Here is a 16,029-nt window from a genome sequence, read left to right as displayed (position 1 = left end):
TAGGTTTTTTTATGACAGTATAATAATGGTATATTGCTCATAATTTATTTTTATATGATTACTAATGCTTCTGCATTTTATACACTATTAAAGTCTAAGTTTCCATTTGCTCCAACTTCTAAACAAGACATGGTCTTAATGCAATTGTCTCAGTTTATTTTTGATACTGCTTCTAACCAAACCTATCTGTTAAGAGGATATGCAGGTACAGGTAAAACAAGTATTATAGGTACAATAGTTAATAACTTATGGCAAGCAAAAAAAAGTGCTGTATTACTAGCACCTACAGGACGTGCAGCTAAGGTTATTTCTAATTACTCTAAGAAAGAGGCGTTTACAATACACAAGAAGATATATTTCCCTAAAAAAGAGAAGGGAGGTGGTGTAAAATTTGTGATGCAGCCCAACAAACACAGAAACACCATATTTATTGTAGATGAGGCTTCAATGATACCAGACACACCATCTGATTCAAAATTGTTTGAAAACGGATCTCTTCTAGATGATCTTATGCAATATGTATACTCTGGTCATCAATGCAAACTATTATTAATAGGAGATAAAGCGCAATTACCACCTGTAAAATCAGATTTAAGTCCAGCTTTAGATTCAGATAAGTTAGGCTTAGCATATAACAAAGATGTTTCTGGTATAGAGTTAGATGAAGTGGTAAGGCAAGAGCAAGACTCTGGTATTTTAGAAAATGCCACAGAGCTCAGATCTACTTTAGAATCGGGTTTTTACGAAAGTTTTAAATTCAATGTTACGCCATATAAAGATATCGTTCGGTTAGTTGATGGTTACGAAATTATGGATGCCATCAATGATGCATACAGTAGTAATGGTTATGAAGAAACAGCAATAATAGTTCGTAGTAACAAAAGAGCAAATCTTTATAACAAGCAAATAAGAGAGCGTATTCTATTTAACGAAAGTGAGTTGTCGGCAGGCGACTACCTCATGGTAGTAAAGAATAATTACTATTGGATAAAGCCAACAACCGAAGCTGGCTTTATTGCTAATGGCGACATTATAGAAGTGCTAGAAATTTTTAGTATTAAAGAATTATACGGCTTTAAATTTGCTGAAGTTAAAGTAAAAATGGTCGATTATCCTAGAATGCGACCTTTTGAAACTGTACTGCTTTTAGATACAATTGAAGCAGAAAGCGCGTCGTTAAGTTATGACGAATCTAACAGACTGTACCAAGAAGTAGCTAAAGACTATGCAAATGAGACCAGTAACTACAAACGTTTTTTAGGTGTTAAAAACAATAAATACTTTAACGCCTTGCAAGTAAAGTTTTCTTACGCTATAACCTGCCACAAGTCTCAAGGAGGGCAATGGAACACTATTTTTGTAGAGCAACCATACTTACCAAACGGCATGGATAAAGATTACTTACGTTGGTTATACACTGCAGTAACACGAGCAAAAGAGAAACTTTATCTTATAGGATTTAAAGACGAAATGTTTGTTGAAAACGACGTCAATTAAAAGAGAAAACTTTATTTTTGAATACCGATAAAGCAGATATATGAAGATTATATCCATGATTCCTGCACGATACAGTGCATCTCGTTTTCCAGGCAAATTAATGCAAAATTTAGCCGGAAAATCAGTAATACTTAGAACCTACGAAGCAACAGTAGCAACAAATCTCTTTAGTGAAGTGTATGTTGTAACAGATAGCGATATTATCTACAATGAAATTGTAAATAATGGCGGAAAAGCTATAATGAGCCAAAAAGAACACGAGTCTGGCAGTGATAGAATTGCAGAAGCCGTTGCTAATTTAGATTGTGATATTGTTGTTAATGTACAAGGTGATGAACCTTTTACAGAAGCAGAAAGCTTAAGAAAAGTATTAGAGGTTTTTAAAGAAGACCAACAAAAAGAAATTGATTTAGCATCTCTAATGGTAGAAATCACAGATTGGGACGAAATCAACAACCCAAATACTGTTAAGGTCATTGTAGATCAAAATAACTTTGCTTTATACTTTTCTAGAAGCCCAATTCCGTTTCCGAGAGATAGGCAGGCAGGAGCACGTTATTTTAAGCATAAAGGAATTTATGCCTTTAGAAAACAAGCTTTATTAGATTTTACCGTTTTACCTATGCAATTTATTGAAGCAACCGAAAAAATTGAGTGCATTCGATATTTAGAATATGGTAAGAAAATTAAAATGGTAGAAACCCAAGTTCAAGGTGTAGAAATTGATACACCAGAGGATTTAGAAAGAGCCAAAAAATTGTGGAAATAAACTATAGCAACATAAAAGTAATTGGCTTTGATGCTGATGACACACTTTGGGTTAACGAAACCTATTTTAGAGAGGCAGAAGAAGAGGTTGGTCGTTTGTTGTCGCATTACGAGACACCAAACAAAATAGACCAAGAACTCTTTAAAATGGAAATGAAAAACCTATCAACCTATGGTTATGGAGTAAAAGGTTTTGTGTTATCTATGATAGAATTGGCTATTGAGTTGTCTAATGGAAGAGTTTCTAACGAAATTATAACCAAGATATTAGATATTGGTAAAACCATGATTAACAAGCCAATTGAGTTGTTAGATGGTGTAGAAGATGTTTTAAAATCCTTATCTAAAGATTACAAATTAATAGTTGCAACAAAAGGAGATCTGTTAGACCAAGAGCGTAAACTAGAAAAATCTGGACTTTTAGATTATTTTCATCATATTGAAGTGTTGAGCGAAAAACAAGAAGCTAACTACGATAAGTTGTTAAATCATCTAGATATTAAACCTTCAGAATTTTTAATGATTGGTAATTCCTTAAAGTCAGATATTTTACCATTGATTAATATAGGAGCAGAGGCTATACATGTTCCTTTTCATACCACTTGGGAGCACGAAAAAGTGGGTAAAACAGAAACAGAAGGATTAGAGTATAAAACCGTTGAAAGTTTAAAAGATATTTTAAGCATTTTAAGATGAAGTATATAGATGTCGATTCCTGGAACCGAAAACGGTTGTTCAATCATTTTATGCAATTAAAAGATCCTTATTTTGGTGTTGTTGTACCGTTTGATGTTACAAGAGCATTTGAGTTTTCTAAGGAAAATAACGTAAGTTTTTTTGTAAAATACTTACATGATTGTATGAAAGCTATCAATGCTGTAGATAATTTTAGATACAGAATAATTGATGATAACGTTGTAGATTTTGAAGTTATACATGCTTCTGCAACAATAGCGAGAGAAGATAATACCTATGGTTTTTCGTTTATAAACTATAGTGAAGATTTAGAAGAATTTATAAGTTCTTTCAATAAAGAAAAACAGAGAATACAAAACTCAGATGAGTTGTATCCACCAGTCAATGGTCAGGATTGTATACATTGTTCTGCGTTACCTTGGTTTCAGTTTTCAGGACATAAAGAACCTTCTTCTGGCAATATAGAATCAATACCAGAATTGGCGTTTTCAAAATTTAAAAAAGAAGGAAACCAATTAATAATGAATGTGTCAATACATGTTAATCATGCACTAGTTGATGGTTATCATGTTGGGCAATTTGTTGAAAAATTTCAAAATAACTTAAATACCTAGGTAATAACAAGTTTGTTATTATTTTTGTTAAAGATTAAAAGTAAATGACATATAAAAATTATCCAATGGTGTCCAGAGTTGTTTTTGGACGTGGAAGTTTCAATCAATTAGATGAAATTTTAGCGCCTAAGCGAAAAGGACGTAATGCGCCATTTATATTTTATGTAGATGATGTTTTTAAAGGCAATCATTGGTTAACCTCAAGAATTTCGTTGTCTTACAATGATAAAATCATTTACATACCTACCAACGAAGAGCCAAAAACCTCTCAGATAGATCAATTGGTAGAAGATATTATTCTAGAGTATAGCGAGTTGCCTTCTGGTATTATTGGTATTGGTGGAGGTATTGTTATGGATGTCGCCAAGGCAGTGTCTTTAATGCTAACTAATAAGGGACAGTCTAAAGATTATCAAGGATGGGATTTAATTAAAAACCCTGCGATATATCATGTTGGTATTCCTACAATTTCGGGTACAGGAGCAGAGGTTTCCAGAACAACAATACTTACAGGACCAGTACGTAAATTAGGAATAAACAGTGACCATACACCTTTTGATCAGGTAATCCTAGATCCTGAGTTAACTAAAGATGTACCTACTAATCAATGGTTTTATACAGGTATGGATTGTTTTGTACACTGTGTAGAATCTTTAAATGGTACTTATTTAAATGCTTTCAGTCAAAGTTATGGCGAAAAGGCCTTTGAACTTTGCCAAGAAATTTTCTTAGAAGATCATTTATCTAAAGAAGAGTCTCAAGATAAATTAATGATGGCTTCTTGGCATGGAGGTATGAGTATAGCATACTCTCAAGTAGGTGTAGCACACGCTATGAGTTATGGCTTAGGCTATCTTTTAGGTGTAAAACATGGTATAGGAAATTGTATTGTTTTTGATCATTTAGAGGATTATTATCCAGAAGGTGTAGCCATGTTTAAAAAGATGAAAGAAAAACATGGAATAGAACTACCTCAAGGTATTTGTGCAGATCTCACTGATGCTCAGTTTAACACTATGATAGATGTTGCACTTAGTTTAGAGCCATTATGGGAAAATGCAATTGGCAAAAACTGGAAAACTAAGATTACCAGAGATGTACTTCTAAAGCTCTACAAAAAAATGTAAAATGCGTTGGTTAGCCAAATTCATTTATTTTAAACTTTTAGGTTGGAAAGTGGTTGGTAATACCAATTTCTCTACAGATCATATAAAAAAAGCAGTTATAATTGCTGTGCCACACACAAGCTGGCATGACTTTTATATTAGTATTTTATTAAGAAAAATAACAGGAGTAAAAACTAATTTTGTAGCTAAAAAAGAACTATTTCGTTGGCCCTTTGGTTATTACTTTAGAGCCGTTGGTGGTAAAGCTTTAGACAGAACCTCTGGGCAAAATAAAGTAGAAGCAATTGCTAAATTTTTTGAAAATGAACAAGAATTTAGACTTACCTTAGCGCCAGAAGGAACAAGGAAAAAAGTCTCTGACTGGAAAACAGGTTTCTATTACATTGCTAAAACAGCTAAAGTGCCAATTATAATGTACACTTTAGATTTTAAAAACAAGCAAAATAAAATTTCAGAGCCTTTTTATCCAACAGATAATATGGAAGAAGATTTTAAGTTTATGAAAGCTTTTTACCAAGGAGTAGAAGGTAAAGTAAAAGAATACAGTTAAGAATTTGGCATAACATTTGTTTTATATATTATGCAATGAAACATAAAGTAAACTATTAAGTCCCTAAAAAGAAACATTGCCTCAAAAAGCTATCAATCTAATTTGGTAGCTTTTTTTTCTGCCATATATTTTTTGAGAAGGTAATTTGTTTTGGATTGCAATTTTTTTCTAAAAAAATCGGTACCACCTAATAGCCAACCTTTAAATCCAATAGCTTGTTTTGCCCAAGTATGAAGATTGAAATGGTCAGTATGCTTAATTATTAATCCATCTTTAAACTCAAATGTAGCATCAATTTTGTTATGAACCTTTCTTCCTGTTTTACTAAAAGTATAAAACGCTTCCCAATGCGCAGAATTTTCAGTAATATTTGAAGCTTCAACTCTAAAATCTTTTCCTTTCTGAGATTCACAAAGCATGTGCCACATGGCGTGCGCTTGTTTACCCTTTAAAACACCAAAAGCAGGATCTTCAAAAATAACATCTTTGTGATAGTATGAAGCCATTTTTTTTGCATCTAGTTGATGAAAAGCTTGATAAAAATTTGAAATTAAATCACTCATAATTAGTGTTTTAGTTTTGGTTTTGGCGATTTTTTTATTTTTTTAAAACCCACCATGTCATAATTACGTAAGTAAAATACAAACAAAAAACTTATTTAATCATGAAAATTCAAAACCTAATGAAAAATCGAAATTCTAAACTAATAGCAACCTTAGTTATTATGGTGTCATTTTTAGCAACTTCTTGTAGCGATGATGATAACAATGATAGTGGAGATGACGAAACAATTAGCCTTTTTGCCTCAAACAATTCTAATGGTAACATTACAGTTTACGACGTAACATCGTCTCAAAGTATTATGTCAAAAACCTTAATTACCACTTCTACTGCTGCAGACGGAGTTTATTATAATAGTAACACAGAATCTGTATTTCAGGCCTCTAGATCTGGTAATAATTTAGAAGGTTTTTTAGACATTGATGACCTTGTTAGTGGTTCAGTTATTAATGTAGGTGTAACAGGAACTAGCGATATGATGAGTCCTAGAGAAGTTGCAGTCAATGGCAATTTATTTGTTGTAGCTGATAATGCAGATGTAGATGGAGATACCAATACGCCAGATGGTAGATTGTATGTTTATACCATGTCTAACGGCAGTTTTTCACTTAGAAATGTAATTACTACAGATTTTAAACTTTGGGGAATTACTTTTAATGGAAACGATTTATATGCTGTTGTAGATGCAACTAATGAATTAGCAGTATTCACAAACTTCTTATCAAACACAGCAACAACGACATTAAGTGCTTCAAAACGAATAGTAATTGAAGGTATAGTGAGAACTCATGGTATTACTTACGATGCAGGTTCGGACGTTTTAGTAATGACTGATATTGCGTTAGCGTCTAATGGACAAGATGATGGAGGTTTTCATGTGATAGAAAATTTCACGAATAAATTAAATGCTACTTCTAATGGAGCAACATTAGCATTATCTAGCCAAACACGTGTTGCTGGTAGTTCTACTTTATTAGGAAACCCTGTAGATGTAGCTTATGATGCAGATTCTCAAACGGTTTATATTGCAGAAGCTGGTAATGGAGGCGGAAGAATTTTGGCCTTTAACAATATTGGTTCTGGTGGTAACCTAGCACCATTTTTTAATAGCGCTTTAGCATCGGCTTCGTCGGTGTATTTATCTAACAATTAATATTTTTTTGAGTTTTAAAATTGTTATGAAAAAGAGAGAGGCTTCCTTATAAATAGGGAGCCTTTTTTTATTTTAAGTTGCCTTTGTAATGACGTATTTTATCGCTTAATCGTCTTAAGTGTTGGTATACAAAAGCATTGGTTTTCACATAGTAAAAAGAAATAAAACACACTGTTGACAAAAATATAGCAGCACCAATAATAGCCTGCCATGGCAATAATGTTTTGCCTATGAGTTGGTGTAGTCCAACACCTGTAAAACTTCCATATATAATGATAAAGTGTATTACATAAATCGATAAGGTCTTTTGCCCAATCTTAAGTAATAAAGGCTGTTTTATATAGTCTTCTAGAGCATAGAATATAGCAAACAATACAAATACATTTCCTAATCTGGTAAAGAGATAGTTATAATAAGCAACATCTTTAAGTAGTTCTATGTCTGTTATATAATAGAGTTGCATTAAAAACCAACCAGATTTTAATATTAAAAAGAAGCCACAAATAACAAAGCCTAGTATTATGCTTAATTTAAACTTTGGTCGTTCTAAATATTTATAGAATATGGTGGCTATAAATGCACCAAAGGCAACATACCCAAACCACGGAATAATATTAAAAACAGAGCCGTAATCTTTTGTAAGCCAATTGGCAAAAACCTTTGGAACATCAGGTAAATCTAAATATCTGTAAAGAGGTTCTGTAAGGAAAATTAAAAATCCTAAAAGGCACATTGTTATTGAAAATAGTAGTGTTTTTTTGAAGGTTAATTTATAGATACCAACTACCAATATTAAAGATAGACCAATACATTGCAGAACGTCAACAAGTAAAAAATATGGAGAATTAAAATCGCCATACAACCATTGAAATATTGGTGCTCGCAGAAGATAACCTATACCTATAAGAAGCAAACCTCTGTAAAACCCTTTTTTCATTCTATAGACAACATCTCCACTTCGCTTTGCCTTAATTAGTAAGTAAGAAAATATTAATCCTGAAATGGTAAAGAATGTAGGAGCAGTTATACCTCTAAAGTATTTCCAAATTGAAAAAGCCAGATTACTATCATCTCTATAAGATACATCTAGAAGTGTATCTATAAAGTGACCTTGTAGCATCATTAAGATGGCAAAGGCTCTTACGACATCAATAAAATAAAGACGTTTTTTGTTCAATTGTTGGTTGATTGAATAACAAAGATAGGATTTAGTGATTTAATCGTTTTTCAAAATGAGATAAAAACATAAAAAAAGAGGGCAGAAGCCCTCTTAGATTATTGGCGTAAGTATATATATTATTTACTCAGCTGATTCTTCCATTGTGTGATATACGTTTTGCACATCGTCATCTTCTTCTAGTTTTTCAAGAAGTTTCTCAACATCTTCTGCTTGTTCTGCTGAAAGCTTTTTTGTGACTTGAGGAATACGTTCAAATCCAGATGAAATTATTTCGATATTGTTTTCTTCTAAGTACGATTGTATATTACCAAAACTTTCAAAAGGAGCGTATATCATTATGCTTGTTACTTCGTTTCCGTCTTCATCTTCATCTGTATCTTCAAAGATTTCTTCTACACCAAAATCTATAAGCTCTAATTCTAGTTCTTCTAGATCTAGTTCTTCACCTTTAATTTTAAAGTTGCAAGTATGATCAAACATAAAAACAACAGAGCCAGATGTTCCTAGGCTACCATCACATTTGTTAAAGTAGCTACGTACATTGGCAACTGTACGTGTGTTGTTGTCTGTAGCGGTTTCTATAAGTACAGCAATACCGTGTTGAGCATAACCTTCAAACAGTACTTCTTTATAATCTCCTTGGTTTTTATCAGAAGCTCTTTTTATAGCACGCTCTATATTGTCTTTAGGCATGTTTACAGATTTGGCATTCTGTATTACAGCTCTTAAACGAGAGTTACTATCTGGATCTGGTCCTCCTTCTTTTACAGCCATTACAATGTCTTTACCAATACGAGTAAAGGCCTTACTCATGGCAGACCATCGTTTCATTTTTCTTGCTTTTCTAAACTCAAAAGCTCTTCCCATAGTGTTTAAAATTTATTCGCGTAAAAGTAATTAAATATGTTAATTATTTAAAGTCTAATCTTCGGCTTCTACAATAGCTTCTATTGCTTCTGCTAAATCAAAATCTTTTTGTGTTACTCCATCTGCATCATGTGTAGATAATGATATCTTTAAGACGTTATATACATTACTCCAGTTAGGATGATGGTTTAATGCTTCGCACTCAAAAGCAATTCTGCTCATAGCGCTAAAGCAATCCTTAAAGTTATCAAACTCTAATTCTACATGTATTGCATTGTCGTAATATTCCCATTCTGGAAAATGAAGTAATTTTTTTTCAATTGTAGATTCGTCTAATTTCATTGGTTGAATTATTTATTAATCGAATTTAATAAAATACCATGTGGTTGTCAAGCTTATTTTGTAAGTTCTTCTAAAACCTTATCACTTGTAATCTCGAGATGTTTAGGTAATTTATTAAATTTTGGAAGTACGGCTAAGTAACGATCATCGTTTGTAGTATAAACTTGTTTTAGTAATACTTTTTTAGGACTAATAGTTTCTATTATTTGTTTTACAAATTCATCGTGATGTACTAAATCTGTACTACCTAAATGAAAAATACCAAATTTTTCTCTGTTGATGATATAGTGAATTTGCTGTGTTACTTTTTTATCTAAGGTAACATTCATTATAAGGTTTGGAAAAATTTCAACAGATTCGTTTTCAGAAATAAATAGTTTCATTTCTTGTATTCTTGGACATTGCTGCCCAAATACCATTGGCAATCTTAAAACAGCAACTTGCTTTTTGGGCAAGCGCAATAGCATGTTTTCTATTTTTATTTTAAAATGACCGTAGATGCTATGACTTAGCGTTTTGTCTAATTCGTAACTTGGGTATTTGCTATAAGCATCAAATACATTAGCAGAGGATAAAAAGATGACTTTTGTGCCATATTCTAAAGCAAATTCTGCAATGTGCTGATGCGCAATAGTCTGTGCGTTAAAATCTCCTCTTATTGCTGATATAACAATTGTAGGTTTAGTGGCTTCTAAAATTTCGTAAACATCATCTTCCTCTACATTATAATGAAAGAATTGCTTATTACTCTCAAATATTTTTTTGGGAGTTCTGTAGGTACCAAATGTTTTAAAGTAAGGGCCTAGCTCTTTATAAAGTGCATTACCAATGTATCCACTAGCACCAAGAATAAGGATTCTGTGTTTGCTTAACGTCTTCTTCATTAATTCCTTCAACCTAAATTCCTAAAAACGTTTTACCCTTTGTAAAATGGTAATTTTACAACAGTAGCAGGAATCGCTTTTTTACGTACCTGTATGTTTATTTTGCTATCTACCTTAGAGAATACTTTTGGAACATAACCTAATCCTATACCAATACCTAAGCTAGGACTCATAGTACCAGATGTTACATTACCAATAACATTACCATTGTTATCTACAATATCGTAACCTTGACGAGGAATACCTCTTTCGTCTAATTTAAAAGCAACTAATTTGCGCTCTGGAGTTCGTTCTTTTTCAGCTTGTATGGCTTCACTATTTGTAAACTCTTTATTGAATTTGCAGATCCAGCTTAATCCAGCTTCTATAGGAGATGTAGTGTCGTCAATATCATTTCCGTATAAGCAATAACCCATTTCTAGACGCAATGTATCTCTGGCAGCAAGACCAATTGGTTTAATGCCAAAATCGGCACCAGCTTCAAAAACTTTGTCCCAAATTTGCTTTACTTCAGAGTTTTTGCAGTAAATCTCAAATCCACCACTACCAGTGTAACCTGTAGCAGAGATAATTACATGCTCTATACCTGCAAAATCGCCAACAACAAAGTTGTAGAATTTTATAGCAGATAAATCATGGCTAGTTAGAGATTGCATAGCTTCTACAGCTTTTGGGCCTTGTATTGCTAAAAGTGAATAATTTTCACTTAAATCTTTCATTTCGGCACCTACGTCATTTTTTGAAGCGATCCAATTCCAGTCTTTTTCAATATTACTGGCATTAACAACAAGTAGGTAAGTCTCGTCCTTTATTTTATATATGATAAGGTCATCTACAATACCACCATCATCATTTGGCAAACAGCTGTATTGTGCTTTTCCAATTTCTAATTTTGAAGCGTCATTACTAGACACTTTTTGAATAAGCTCTAGTGCATGAGGACCTTCAATTAAAAACTCTCCCATATGCGATACATCAAAAACACCAACAGATTTTCGTACAGTTTCGTGTTCTACATTTACACCTTCGTATTGTACAGGCATGTTATATCCAGCAAAAGGAACCATTTTTGCACCTAAGGCTACGTGAGTTTCTGTTAAAGCAGTATTTTTCATTTAATAATATATTTTATTACCTAATTATAGGATTGTAGTTGGTTTTTTTAAAGTTGCGCTAAATTAAAGAAATTTTATGGCTTATTATCATAAAAAAAGCCACCTAAATTATGGTGGCTTTTATATAAATTTTTCAATTTTTAGAATTGATATCTGATACCTAATGCAATATCAAAATCTAAGTCGTCTCTAAAGTCTCCAAAACCAAGTTCTGGTCTAAAGTCTAATGATAATAATAGAGGTATATCAAAATTATATTCTATACCTATATCACCAGCTAAGAATACAAATGTTTCATCATCAAAATCATTGTTGTCAAAGCTGTAAGACCCAAGTCCACCACCAGCACCTGCGTACCAGTTAAAGTTACCATCTAATTGCCATACCCACTGGTATAATCCAGTAAGTTTAAAACCATCATAGTTATTTCCACTTCTCCAGCCCAGATCAGCCTCCAGACGATTATTATCTCCTAGTGCACGTTGGTAAGATACTTCTGCACCAAACCCATCACTATCTCCAAGCCTTAAACCTATAGCATTGTCTGCTATTTCTTGTGCGCTAGCAGCAAAAGTAAAGGTTGCAAAAACAGTAAATAATAAAATCAATTTTTTCATAAAGTTTCTAAGTTTTAGTTTTTATATTTCCAACAATAAGTTGTTGTTTTAGTAATTATAACGACTAAATTATGTTAAAATTGAGTGTTAACCATGGGTTTTAAGACAACATTATAATTTTAATTAACACTTTATTTAGGTTAAAGAGTGAATAAATTAAAGCAAAATCTTACAAAGCTAAAATCAGAATTAGAAGGAGAGTTATACTTCGATGATTTACTGTTAACGCTTTATGCAACCGATGCCTCTGTATACAGGATGCTACCAACAGCAGTAGCTTTACCAAAAACAACAGCAGATATAAAAAAGCTTATTGCATTTGCAAAAGCACATAAAATAGGACTCATACCAAGAACTGCCGGAACTTCTCTTGCGGGACAAGTTGTAGGTAAAGGTATTGTAGTAGATGTCTCTAAGTACTTTACCAAAATAATAAGCATCAATAAGATTGAAAAAACTGTTACAGTTCAACCTGGAGTTGTAAGAGATCAGCTAAATAATTATCTGGAACCTTATGGTTTGTTTTTTGGACCAAACACATCCACATCTAATCGCTGTATGATTGGTGGTATGGTAGGTAACAATTCATCTGGTACAACATCGATTCAGTATGGTGTAACACGCGATAAAGTGTTGAGTTTAAAAACGCTTTTAAGTGATGGAAGTGAGGTCGAATTTTCTGATGTATCTAAGTCTGAATTTAAAAATAAACTCAATCTCAATACTCTAGAAGGAGATATCTACAGAGCAGTTTATAAAGAATTGAAACCTGAAGATGTTCAAAATCGAATAAAAGATAACTTTCCAAAGCCACAAATACATCGTAGAAATACTGGTTATGCTATTGACGAACTTATAAATGCCGAACTTTTTGAAGGGGAGCAACCTTTTAATATGTGTAAACTACTTTCGGGTAGCGAAGGGACTTTAGCATTTACAACTCAAATTACTTTACAACTTGACGAGCTACCACCAACCGAAAGTATAATGGTAGCTGCACATTTTAGTACTATAAACAGTTGTCTTGATGCTGTTGCAGCTACTATGAATCACAACTTGTATACTTGTGAAATGCTTGATAAAACCATATTGGATTTAACAAAGCATAATAAAGTTCAGCAAACAAACAGGCAGTTTATTAAAGGTGATCCTGAAGCTATATTAATGTGTGAAATTAGAGCAAATACTATTAATGAAGCCAAAAAAGAAGTAGAAGCACTAATAAAAACTATAGAATTAACAGGCTTAAGTTATGCTAATGTTATTCTGATGGATAACGCTATTGATAAAGCCAACGAGCTTAGAAAAGCAGGTTTAGGTTTGTTGGGTAACATGGTTGGTGATAAAAAGTCAGCTGCATGTATTGAAGATACCGCTGTTGCGCTTCCAGATTTAGCAAATTATATTAGTGAGTTTACACAAATAATGAATGGTTATAAACAAAAAGCTATTTATTATGCGCATGCTGGTGCTGGTGAGTTGCATTTAAGACCAATCTTAAATCTAAAGCAATCTAGTGATGTAAAACTGTTTAGAAGTATAACCACAGATGTAGCAAAATTAGTTAAGAAATATCAAGGCTCAATGTCTGGCGAACATGGTGATGGTATTGTGCGAGGAGAATTTATTCCTTTAATGATTGGTGAAGAAAATTATCAATTATTAAAACGAATAAAATCAGCTTTTGATGTTGATAATATTTTTAATCCAGGAAAGATTGTAGATGCTTTTCCGATGGATAAAAATCTACGGTACGAAACTGATAGAGACGAACCGCAAATAGAGACATTTTTAGATTTTTCGAATTCGCAAGGTATTCTCCGAGAGGCTGAAAAATGCAATGGCTCTGGTGATTGCAGAAAATTACCTGAGTTTGGAGGTGTAATGTGTCCGAGTTATAGAGCTACACGAAACGAAAAAGATACCACAAGAGCGAGAGCTAATGCATTACGAGAGTATTTAACGACTTCTGAAAAGCAGAATAAATTCAACCATCAAGAATTAAAAGACGTTTTTAGCTTGTGTTTAAGTTGTAAAGCATGTGCGAGTGAATGTCCAAGCAGTGTGGATGTGGCTAGTTTAAAAGCTGAATTTTTATATCAATATCAAAAAGAAAACGGAGTATCTTTTAAAGATAAGTTTTATGCCAATGCAACTAAGTATAACAAAATGGCATCTCGCTTTCCAGATTTGGCTAATACTTTATTTAAAACCAAATTTGTAAGAGGTTTTATGAATGCTTCTTTAGATCTTCATCCTAAAAGAAGTTTGCCTTTGTTTTCTAAATCATTTTCTAAATGGGCTAAAAAGAAATCATTTCTTGTACGAAACCCAATAAAAGAAGTTTACTTGTTTGTAGATGAGTTTAGTAATTCTTTAGAATTTGATATAGTTTTAGATCTTAAAGTATTACTTTTTGGTTTAGGGTATAATGTTATAGATATAAGTCATTTAGAAAGTGGAAGAAGTTTTTTGTCTAAAGGGTTTTTAGAAGAGGCTAAGGCTATAGCTGATAAGAATATATCGTTCTTTAAAAATTGTATTAATGACGATTTTTGTTTGATAGGTATTGAACCTTCTGCCATCTTAACGTTTAAAGATGAGTATTTAAAATTAGCTGATGATAAAGAAACAGCTCAGTTTGTTGCAAGTAAAACATTTCTTATTGAAGAATTTATTCAAAAGGAAATAGAATCTGGTTTCATTACATCTAGTCGATTTACTAAGGAAAGTAAAACAGTTAAATTTCATGGCCATTGTTATCAAAAGGCGTTAGCTAATCAAAAATCTAGCTTTGATATTCTTAATTTACCAGAAAATTACAAAGTCACCATAATACCTAGTGGTTGCTGTGGAATGGCAGGTAGTTTTGGTTATGAAAAAGACAATTATGAGGTAAGTATGCAAATAGGAGAGCAAACTTTGTTTCCTGCCGTAAGAAAGGCGTCTAATGATACTATAATTGCAGCAAATGGTACAAGTTGCAGGCATCAAATAAAGGATGGTACAGGACGTGTTGCAAAGCATCCTGTTTCAATTCTTAGAGAAGCTTTACTTTGATTTTTTCTTTTTAGGCTGTTCAACTATGGTAATGGCAGCAATAAGATCTTTTACATCCATGTCCTTTAGTTCCTCGTCAGCAAAGAAAGGAGAGAGCTTGTCGTTATTGTAGTTGTAGACTTTCCAGCGTTTAAATTGATATTCTAAAGCTGTAAAGTTTTCTACCCAATCACCAGAATTTAGGTACGTTGTTTTACCGTGTTTGTTCTCTTTTATCAACATTTTAGGCTGATGGATATGGCCGCAAACCACATAGTCATATCCCTTTTCTATGGCAAGATCAGTAGCGACTTTTTCAAAGTCATTTATATATTTTATAGCACCTTTAACGCTGTTTTTAATGCGTTTAGAAAGGGAATATCGCTCTTTCCCAAGCTTCTCTAATCCCCAATTCACCACGCTATTTAATAATATCAAGAGGTCGTAACCCCAACCACCAAGTTTGGCTAGCCATTTTGCATTTTGAATAGAAATATCAAAAACATCACCATGAAAAAACCAAGCTTTTTTTCCATCTAAATCTAAAACAAGTTTGTTGACTATAGAAATGTTACCAATCTCAGTATCCGTAAATTTTCTAAGCATTTCATCATGGTTACCAGTGATGTAAATAACTTCAGTACCATTAGCGGCAAAATCCATTATTTTCTTAATAACACTTAAGTGAGACTTAGGAAAGTAACGTTTTTTGAATTGCCATATATCAATAATATCTCCATTAAGAATTATTTTCTTAGGTTCAATACTGTTCAAATAGGTTAAAAGTTGTTTTGCTTGACAACCAAAAGTTCCTAAATGAACATCAGATATAACCGCTATTTCTACTTTTCTTTTTAAATTCAAGGCTAATAATCAATAGTACAAATTACAGATATAGTTATTAACTGATTGTAATGAGATAATTAACTAACTATGAGTAAACTGTTATGAAATTGTTATGAGAAAAGTAGTGTTAAAACCTTGGTGTTAAGAGCAGCAAAGGAACTCAAAAAATAGAT

At 32.6% G+C, this 16,029-nt stretch carries 16 protein-coding genes; 8 read left to right on the top strand and 8 right to left on the bottom strand.

All coding sequences use genetic code 11. The features are described 5' to 3' along the window. Positions 1–54: 54 nt before the first annotated feature. From P7122_RS07810 to P7122_RS07785, 6 genes are read left to right on the top strand one after another with little or no spacing between them, the layout of a single operon-like run. Positions 55–1,497 (top strand): ATP-dependent DNA helicase, encoded by a 1,443-nt coding sequence (locus tag P7122_RS07810; protein ID WP_278005222.1) that lies wholly within the window; start codon positions 55–57, stop codon positions 1,495–1,497. Positions 1,498–1,537: 40 nt separating this feature from the next. After that, entirely contained in the window at positions 1,538–2,266 is a 729-nt protein-coding gene (gene kdsB / locus P7122_RS07805; RefSeq protein ID WP_278005221.1) for a 3-deoxy-manno-octulosonate cytidylyltransferase, read from the top strand. After that, positions 2,257–2,961, top strand: a complete 705-nt coding sequence (locus tag P7122_RS07800; protein ID WP_278005220.1) for an HAD family hydrolase — start codon at positions 2,257–2,259, stop codon at positions 2,959–2,961. Before kdsB ends, P7122_RS07800 begins: the two co-directional genes overlap by 10 nt. After that, positions 2,958–3,575: a CatA-like O-acetyltransferase gene (locus P7122_RS07795; protein ID WP_278005219.1), complete on the top strand. Its 618-nt coding sequence runs from the start codon at positions 2,958–2,960 to the stop codon at positions 3,573–3,575. Before P7122_RS07800 ends, P7122_RS07795 begins: the two co-directional genes overlap by 4 nt. Before the next feature lie 44 nt (positions 3,576–3,619). After that, entirely contained in the window at positions 3,620–4,702 is a 1,083-nt protein-coding gene (locus tag P7122_RS07790) for an iron-containing alcohol dehydrogenase family protein (protein WP_278005218.1), read from the top strand. Between the two features lies 1 nt (position 4,703). Continuing rightward, a complete protein-coding gene (locus P7122_RS07785) occupies positions 4,704–5,252 on the top strand; it encodes a 1-acyl-sn-glycerol-3-phosphate acyltransferase (RefSeq protein ID WP_278005217.1) in 549 nt (182 codons plus the stop codon). Positions 5,253–5,344: 92 nt separating this feature from the next. On the opposite strand, the gene P7122_RS07780 is transcribed toward P7122_RS07785, so the two are convergent. Then, the gene (locus P7122_RS07780) at positions 5,345–5,815 is read right to left on the bottom strand and encodes a nuclear transport factor 2 family protein (protein WP_278005216.1); all 471 of its coding nucleotides are present in this window, start codon (positions 5,813–5,815) and stop codon (positions 5,345–5,347) included. A gap of 119 nt (positions 5,816–5,934) precedes the next feature. On the opposite strand from P7122_RS07780, the gene P7122_RS07775 reads away from it, so the two are divergent. Further along, entirely contained in the window at positions 5,935–6,966 is a 1,032-nt protein-coding gene (locus P7122_RS07775) for a hypothetical protein (protein ID WP_278005215.1), read from the top strand. Between the two features lie 67 nt (positions 6,967–7,033). Here the strand turns inward: P7122_RS07775 and P7122_RS07770 are convergent, their stop codons facing one another. The 6 genes from P7122_RS07770 to P7122_RS07745 form a co-directional block, all read right to left on the bottom strand. Next, positions 7,034–8,143 (bottom strand): heparan-alpha-glucosaminide N-acetyltransferase domain-containing protein, encoded by a 1,110-nt coding sequence (locus P7122_RS07770; RefSeq protein WP_278005214.1) that lies wholly within the window; start codon positions 8,141–8,143, stop codon positions 7,034–7,036. 123 nt (positions 8,144–8,266) lie between these two features. Further along, positions 8,267–9,013, bottom strand: coding sequence for a YebC/PmpR family DNA-binding transcriptional regulator (locus P7122_RS07765; RefSeq protein WP_278005213.1), 747 nt, complete (start codon positions 9,011–9,013; stop codon positions 8,267–8,269). A gap of 54 nt (positions 9,014–9,067) precedes the next feature. Continuing rightward, positions 9,068–9,355: a 4a-hydroxytetrahydrobiopterin dehydratase gene (locus tag P7122_RS07760; protein ID WP_278005212.1), complete on the bottom strand. Its 288-nt coding sequence runs from the start codon at positions 9,353–9,355 to the stop codon at positions 9,068–9,070. A 53-nt stretch (positions 9,356–9,408) separates the two neighbouring features. Then, the gene (locus P7122_RS07755; protein ID WP_278005211.1) at positions 9,409–10,239 is read right to left on the bottom strand and encodes a sugar nucleotide-binding protein; all 831 of its coding nucleotides are present in this window, start codon (positions 10,237–10,239) and stop codon (positions 9,409–9,411) included. 32 nt (positions 10,240–10,271) lie between these two features. Continuing rightward, complete coding sequence (gcvT, locus tag P7122_RS07750) at positions 10,272–11,354, bottom strand: glycine cleavage system aminomethyltransferase GcvT (protein ID WP_278005210.1); 1,083 nt, start codon at positions 11,352–11,354, stop codon at positions 10,272–10,274. Between the two features lie 140 nt (positions 11,355–11,494). Next, a complete protein-coding gene (locus tag P7122_RS07745; protein WP_278005209.1) occupies positions 11,495–11,971 on the bottom strand; it encodes a hypothetical protein in 477 nt (158 codons plus the stop codon). Positions 11,972–12,118: 147 nt separating this feature from the next. Between P7122_RS07745 and P7122_RS07740 the strand changes: the two genes are divergently transcribed. Then, a complete protein-coding gene (locus tag P7122_RS07740; RefSeq protein WP_278005208.1) occupies positions 12,119–15,031 on the top strand; it encodes an FAD-binding and (Fe-S)-binding domain-containing protein in 2,913 nt (970 codons plus the stop codon). On the opposite strand, the gene P7122_RS07735 is transcribed toward P7122_RS07740, so the two are convergent. Next, entirely contained in the window at positions 15,023–15,874 is an 852-nt protein-coding gene (locus P7122_RS07735) for a UDP-2,3-diacylglucosamine diphosphatase (protein WP_278005207.1), read from the bottom strand. The two genes, P7122_RS07740 and P7122_RS07735, sit on opposite strands and share 9 nt — an antisense overlap. Positions 15,875–16,029: the final 155 nt, after the last annotated feature.

Origin of the sequence: Winogradskyella marincola, from assembly GCF_029624125.1 — a bacterium.
Taxonomy (GTDB): domain Bacteria; phylum Bacteroidota; class Bacteroidia; order Flavobacteriales; family Flavobacteriaceae; genus Winogradskyella; species Winogradskyella marincola.
Note: the sequence above shows the minus strand (reverse complement) of the source record. Positions and strands in the feature narration are given on the sequence as shown.

Bases quoted from the DNA above. Each gene is read 5' to 3' on its own strand.
- P7122_RS07810 (WP_278005222.1), top strand. From the start codon at position 55: ATGATTACTAATGCTTCTGCATTTTATACACTATTAAAGTCTAAGTTT.
- kdsB (WP_278005221.1), top strand. From the start codon at position 1,538: ATGAAGATTATATCCATGATTCCTGCACGATACAGTGCATCTCGTTTT.
- P7122_RS07795 (WP_278005219.1), top strand. From the start codon at position 2,958: ATGAAGTATATAGATGTCGATTCCTGGAACCGAAAACGGTTGTTCAAT.
- P7122_RS07790 (WP_278005218.1), top strand. From the start codon at position 3,620: ATGACATATAAAAATTATCCAATGGTGTCCAGAGTTGTTTTTGGACGT.
- P7122_RS07785 (WP_278005217.1), top strand. From the start codon at position 4,704: ATGCGTTGGTTAGCCAAATTCATTTATTTTAAACTTTTAGGTTGGAAA.
- P7122_RS07780 (WP_278005216.1), bottom strand. From the start codon at position 5,815: ATGAGTGATTTAATTTCAAATTTTTATCAAGCTTTTCATCAACTAGAT.
- P7122_RS07775 (WP_278005215.1), top strand. From the start codon at position 5,935: ATGAAAAATCGAAATTCTAAACTAATAGCAACCTTAGTTATTATGGTG.
- P7122_RS07765 (WP_278005213.1), bottom strand. From the start codon at position 9,013: ATGGGAAGAGCTTTTGAGTTTAGAAAAGCAAGAAAAATGAAACGATGG.
- P7122_RS07760 (WP_278005212.1), bottom strand. From the start codon at position 9,355: ATGAAATTAGACGAATCTACAATTGAAAAAAAATTACTTCATTTTCCA.
- P7122_RS07755 (WP_278005211.1), bottom strand. From the start codon at position 10,239: ATGAAGAAGACGTTAAGCAAACACAGAATCCTTATTCTTGGTGCTAGT.
- gcvT (WP_278005210.1), bottom strand. From the start codon at position 11,354: ATGAAAAATACTGCTTTAACAGAAACTCACGTAGCCTTAGGTGCAAAA.
- P7122_RS07745 (WP_278005209.1), bottom strand. From the start codon at position 11,971: ATGAAAAAATTGATTTTATTATTTACTGTTTTTGCAACCTTTACTTTT.